This window comes from uncultured Thiocystis sp. (assembly GCF_903866365.1).
GTDB lineage: Bacteria > Pseudomonadota > Gammaproteobacteria > Chromatiales > Chromatiaceae > Chromatium.
This window is the reverse complement of sequence record NZ_CAIPNF010000129.1, coordinates 1-5,345: the sequence shown is the minus strand read 5'-3', so window position 1 is coordinate 5,345 and position 5,345 is coordinate 1. Positions and strand designations below refer to the sequence as shown.

Sequence of the window (5,345 nt, the reverse complement as noted above, 5' to 3'; positions counted from 1 at the left end):
TGCCACCCGCTATGACAAGCTGGCCCGCAATTTCCTGGCGGGAGTCCATTTGGCTGCGGTCAGCATCCTGCTCACATGATGGAAAGGCTCTGGATCTCAGTGCTAATCCCACACAACATGAATTGATGACACGCCCTAGGGTGTGAGGCGCTAGACATCGGCGGGGTCGCTCGGCACCGACTCGCGCGCATGAACGATGACGGCACGGCGCGCGGCAAAGGTCTAGCGCTGGTTGCGACGTCTGCACACGGGGAGTTTTCACTTGCAGCGCTGAGCAGCAGCGGACGGAAACGACCCAGAGCGTTCAGTCAGCGGGATAAGGATACGGGACCGCAGTCGGGCATACAGCTGACACTCGAAGGGGCCGCCAGGGCGTGTCGGAACAGCTGCGGGGACGGGCGGCGACTGGAGCGATGCCTCTACTGTGCGTAGAATGTGCATTTCTGAAGAGCCACCTCAGGAGAAACGTCATGGTCGCCATCTTCGCAGACGTACTCGAATCGACCCGGGAGCCGGGTACGTCGCGGTTTTCAGCATCGGGCGTTGCCGACATCCTCGGCCTGCAACAACAGGATCTGGCCGAACTGGCGGGGGTCCATCGCAACACCCTGCGTACCCATCCGGAATCGCCAAGACTGCAATCCGTACTGCGTGACCTGATGCGCGTGTTGTCGGCCGCCACGGCGGTACAGCCGGACCCGCAACGCGCCATCTTCCTGGTTAAGAACGAGCCCATTCCCGCGTTTCGCCACAAGACCCTGTTGCAACTGATCCAGGAAGGGCGAACCGAGGACGCGATCGGCTACCTGGAGTCGATCAGTGCCGGGTTCGTCGGATGATCCTGTTCGACCTGCCCCCTGGCACCACGTTGTTCCGGGTGCATACCCCGCGGTGGGCCAGCCGACCCACCAGCGGCGCCGGGGCCGCAACCCGAGGGGGACGATTCAACCGGGAGGGCGTGGAGGCGCTGTACCTGTCGCTGGATGAGATGACCGCCTTGCGCGAGTACCAGCAGACCTCACCCTTCCTACCACCCTGCACGATGTGCTCGTACACCGTGACCCTGTACGATCTAGTCGACCTGCGCCAGCTCCACGACGGCGCGCCCTGGGACGACCTCTGGCACGACTGGCGCGAGGACTGGCGTTACCTGAAGTTCGAGCGGCACATCGAGCCCCCAACCTGGGTTCTCGCCGATCTGGTGCTGGCGCACGGATACACCGGCATCCTCTTTCCGAGCCAGGCGCATGAGGGCGGAACGAACGTGGTCGTTTACTCAGAGCGGCTCAAGGATGGCAACTCGGTCACCGTCAACGACCCCGACGGGCGACTCCCCCGCGACCTGTCCAGTTGGGCGCGATGATCTCCCTCGGGTTGCCGGTTTCCAGCCCACGATGAACGACGGGGACGTGCAGACACAACAGCGCGAGGTCCAACGTTTACTGGGCCGGTGCCTGCTGCGCCTACAGCAGTACGAGCGACTGATGAAGGCGATCGTCGCGCACAGCGACCTTTCGGGGCCAGCGCATGCGCTGGAGGAAATCCGCGCGGCGCGCGTCGATGAGGCTTTCACGAAGACGCTCGGCACCCTGGTGGGGCGGTTGTTCGGATCGTGCATCGTGGCCGAGGGGGCCAACACCGCCGCCGATGCCACGGCGAACGAGCCCGAGGACGTTCCGCATATCGCAATGCGGATGCAGTTGAGCCTGTTTCCCGAGGACTACGTCCGGACACAAAGCGACCTGAAGGAACTGGTGCAGTTGCGAAATAACCTGGTTCACCACTTCATCGACCAGCACGATCTCTGGTCGACAGACGGATGCCTGACCGCACGTGATGCCCTCGTTGCCGCTTACGAGCGCATCGACAAGAGCTATGAACAGCTTCGGGGCTGGGCCGAACACATGGATGAGGTCAGGCGCCAGGCAGCGGAGTTCGCACAGTCCGATGCGTTCTACGACTTCATGGTCAATGGCATCTTCCCGGACGGCACCGTGAACTGGCCAGCCGCAGGCATCGTCCGCGTCTTGCGCGAGGCGGCAAATGTGCTTGCCGTGGACGGTTGGACGCCCGTTGCAGCGGCTGGGAGATGGATCACGGAACGGAGTCCGGAACAGATGCCCACCAAGTACGGATGCGCCAGCTGGCGACAGGTGCTGCATGAGTCTCGGCTATTCGAGCTGCTCTACCGTAACGTGGATGGACAGCGAGCCGCCTGCTACAGGGTGCGCGCCGAGTAGTTCCATACGGGTTTCCTCATCCATCGGGAGCACTGGCGTCGCCAATGACCTGTTCCAATGGGCGAGGGCAGGCGCTGGCCAGTTAGCCGCGACCGACCGCTCAGCGCATTGCATCGGACGCTTAGGTCGGACAAGCCAGTGACCGGAACTGGCCGACTTGAGTCAGTTCGAGCGCGGTGAGCCAGTCTTGAGTGACCCACTCCAAGCGTCGCAAAGCCACGCCAGCCGACCGATCAACGCCTGGATCCAGTGCCTTCGTTGCCTGTTGCGCGATCTCGGGACGAAACTGATCGGTTTCACGGCGATGCCACCCGGTTTCATGACGACGCGGTCCAATCTCGCGAGGGCGGTGATCAATCCCATGAATCCGCCGCTCAGTTCCTGACTGAACCCAGATTGCCGAGATTCCTTGACCGATCTACATCACGCCTGGGTGTCCAAGATCATGGTCGGTGTTTTCCACTTCACAGCCGTCGCTCGATCAATCTCGTGACTTCAATGTCCGACGTCGAGACTGTCGCCACTCGGGGCAGGCGGTAGTGGGTTCAGCGGGGCAGAGGCGCCCTGCCTCCGGGGCGCCGCCGAAACCCGATCGGAATGACGTTCTCGCCCGCTTCGATCTTCGCCCTCAACTCGGCGATGACCTGGTCCCGTTCGGCCAGCGCCACGTCCCGGTTCCGAAGGGCGAGGGTCAGCACCTGGATGTGCTGCGCGCATCGCTCGGCCACCTCCTTGTATTGCCTCGCCTTGGCGTTCCCCTCGCGGCTGAGCGCTTCGACTTCCTTCTCGAGGTGCCGCACCTTCTCCATGAGATTCGTCGGAGCCGTCTCAGCGGTCCTGTTCTGGACGCGCTCAATCTCGGCCAGAACATCCGGGAACCGGTACAACGTCGCTCGGCCAACGGCAGCCTCCCTCGCGACATTGCTCGGCGTGAGCTTCCCGTCGGTCCGTGCGGGGCGCCCCCGCACGATCCGGTCGAGGGCGTCGATCAGCTTCTGCTTCGTCTTGTCCGTCCTGCTCATCCGCATGCCCCCCCCGAGAATCGCCCTGGATAGCCTCTCCAGCCCCTTTAGCCAGCGGCGCGATGATTGCCTCGATGCGAGTCCGTTCACGTTCGAGGGCCAACTTCTGGGCGTCGTTCAGCCCTTTCGTGCGGAGCATCGCCCGCAGGTCGTCCGCCTGCGCCTGCCACGCAGGGAGGTGTCGACGGGCGATGCAGGCATTGGCACACCGGTCCGGGCTGCAGAAGCTCGTGACCGGCTTGTTTTGCTTCTCCGGCAGAGCGAACCGCTTGCAGGCCGCTCGACTCGGGTCGAAGAAGCAGTCGCTGTACGGCCCGATGTGAAGCTCTTTCTTGTGATGGCGCAGGTAGAACAGGACGTCGTCCGGGCGCCTGTCGCCCGCTGTGCCGAGCAATTCGAGAAGCTCCTTCGCCCGCATCCCGGCAACCGCTCCATCGGCCACGTCATGCGCCAGATCGGTCATGACCTCGTCGATCAGCGCCGCCTCTTCCTTGGCGACCAGCTTGTTCCAGCTCGGCTCGCTTGCGGCGTAGCCCTGGGTCGTGGCAATCCGCGCGTGCCCGAAGAGGTTCTTCCCCGCGACGATGCCGAACGGCTGCCAGACGATCCAACGCGCCAAGGAGCGGCGGAACTGCGACGAGGTGAGTTCCCATGGGCGACCGTCGGGGCCGAGGACGGGCGCCCCATCGTCGTTGCGGACGCGGGCAAGGAGACGCCGCAGGTTGTTCGTCACGGTGTTGTTGGCGCCGAAGCGGGCGAACAGCCGCACCTGGTCGAACGCGGGGTCGGCATACGCCAACTTCATCAGCACCTCCACGGCGTCGTGAACCTCCTTGATGACAACCCACGTCCGCTCTTGGCCGCCGACCTCATCGTCGACGTCGCCTTCGGCGCTCTTGAAAGTTCGGCCGATCAGCTTGTAGGTCTTCGGTTGCCCGGCAGCATCTCGTTCGACCGTCAGCGCGTTCAGTCGCAGCGACCGCACCTCACTGTCCCTCATGCCCGACAGCCCGGCGATAATGACGAAGATCGCCGTGTAGAGGAGCACAACGTCCCCTTCGAGATCCTGCCAGTGCTCGTAATGCGCCGGCGCCTCGCCATCCCCGCCGCCGCGGAACAGGCGATGGCGCTCGACTTCCGCCCTGAGCGCCGAAAATGCCTTGCGACGATGCTGCCGCTCTCTACTGGTGGCGTTTTTCCTGTGCAAGGCCCGGGGCGCCCGGCACAGCACTTTGACGAGCGGATCGACCACGTCCGGCTGGGTCAGTTGAACGGCGAACTGGTAGAGCGGCCGCATGACCTCGTCGGGGATGATCTCGGTCCGGTTCTCGCCGGTGTTCTGGTAGTCCAGGACGCGCGTCACCGTGCGGCCATTCCACGGACTGAAGGTCAGTCCTTGGTCCACGAAATCACGACAGGTCCACAGCAGCGGGAGCGGAAGGAGCGCGCGAACGACGTACGCTTCCGATCTGGTTCCACCGCCACGGCGCTTCTCTGACCTTCGGAGCCATTCGACGTAGCGGTCGAGATCGCACTGGGTCGCCTGGTCGAAGCCGAACTTCCCTTCACGCGACAGCCACTGGACGAACGTCCCGAGGCACCGGATGTCATCTGCAACCGACTGGACCTTTGCGGCCCGAAGTCCGGCGATGAGCTTGTGCTTAAAGATGCGCGCGTAAGCGTACTCCTTCAGCGCAAGGCGGATCCCGGTGTTGGTTGAAGTGGAAGGTTGCTCTCTTTCCGCCGAGGCAATCGACTTCCAGTTGATCTTCGCCTTGGCGTTGGGTGCATGGACCTCCTGACCGAAGTCCCACACGTCGTCGATGAACGTCGAGGCCGCCGAGACTTGGGCGTCGTCTCGGACGTGCTGGGAGAAGGCGTGGCCCTTAGCCCGACTTCGACTATTCGACCCTGGATTTCGCGATTTTCGGTCCGCTTTGACCCCGATTAGTCGGTTAAGTATCTGATTTCGCGAAAGCGGTTTGTGCAAAAATGCCTGTAGTGCCGACCTTGGTCCTTGAGCCGGAGCGCCGAGCCGAGGACACTATCGGCATGTTTCTACGGTCCAAAATCCGCAAGAAAG

At 63.3% G+C, this 5,345-nt stretch carries 5 protein-coding genes; 3 read left to right on the top strand and 2 right to left on the bottom strand.

The genetic code is table 11. The features are described from left to right. The first annotated feature begins 470 nt into the window (after positions 1 to 470). Genes QZY07_RS07860 through QZY07_RS07850 form a run of 3 tightly spaced genes read left to right on the top strand, consistent with a single transcriptional unit; the run spans position 471 to position 2,240 of the window. The gene (locus QZY07_RS07860) at positions 471 to 839 is read left to right on the top strand and encodes a DNA-binding protein (protein ID WP_201091460.1); all 369 of its coding nucleotides are present in this window, start codon (positions 471 to 473) and stop codon (positions 837 to 839) included. Then, a complete protein-coding gene (locus tag QZY07_RS07855) occupies positions 836 to 1,363 on the top strand; it encodes an RES family NAD+ phosphorylase (protein WP_295401363.1) in 528 nt (175 codons plus the stop codon). The genes QZY07_RS07860 and QZY07_RS07855 overlap by 4 nt, the downstream gene beginning before the upstream one ends. A 31-nt stretch (positions 1,364 to 1,394) precedes the next feature. Beyond that, positions 1,395 to 2,240 carry an OST-HTH/LOTUS domain-containing protein gene (locus QZY07_RS07850; protein ID WP_242523009.1) on the top strand — a complete coding sequence of 282 codons (846 nt, stop codon included), beginning with the start codon at positions 1,395 to 1,397 and terminating at the stop codon, positions 2,238 to 2,240. A 545-nt stretch (positions 2,241 to 2,785) separates the two neighbouring features. On the opposite strand, the gene QZY07_RS07845 is transcribed toward QZY07_RS07850, so the two are convergent. Then, complete coding sequence (locus tag QZY07_RS07845; RefSeq protein ID WP_201091463.1) at positions 2,786 to 3,049, bottom strand: hypothetical protein; 264 nt, start codon at positions 3,047 to 3,049, stop codon at positions 2,786 to 2,788. 43 nt (positions 3,050 to 3,092) lie between these two features. Further along, positions 3,093 to 5,078 carry a hypothetical protein gene (locus QZY07_RS07840; RefSeq protein ID WP_295401360.1) on the bottom strand — a complete coding sequence of 662 codons (1,986 nt, stop codon included), beginning with the start codon at positions 5,076 to 5,078 and terminating at the stop codon, positions 3,093 to 3,095. Positions 5,079 to 5,345: the final 267 nt, after the last annotated feature.

Coding starts and splice junctions, on each gene's coding strand:
- QZY07_RS07845 (WP_201091463.1), bottom strand. CDS start 3,049: ATGGAGAAGGTGCGGCACCTCGAGAAGGAAGTCGAAGCGCTCAGCCGC.
- QZY07_RS07850 (WP_242523009.1), top strand. CDS start 1,395: ATGAACGACGGGGACGTGCAGACACAACAGCGCGAGGTCCAACGTTTA.
- QZY07_RS07855 (WP_295401363.1), top strand. CDS start 836: ATGATCCTGTTCGACCTGCCCCCTGGCACCACGTTGTTCCGGGTGCAT.
- QZY07_RS07860 (WP_201091460.1), top strand. CDS start 471: ATGGTCGCCATCTTCGCAGACGTACTCGAATCGACCCGGGAGCCGGGT.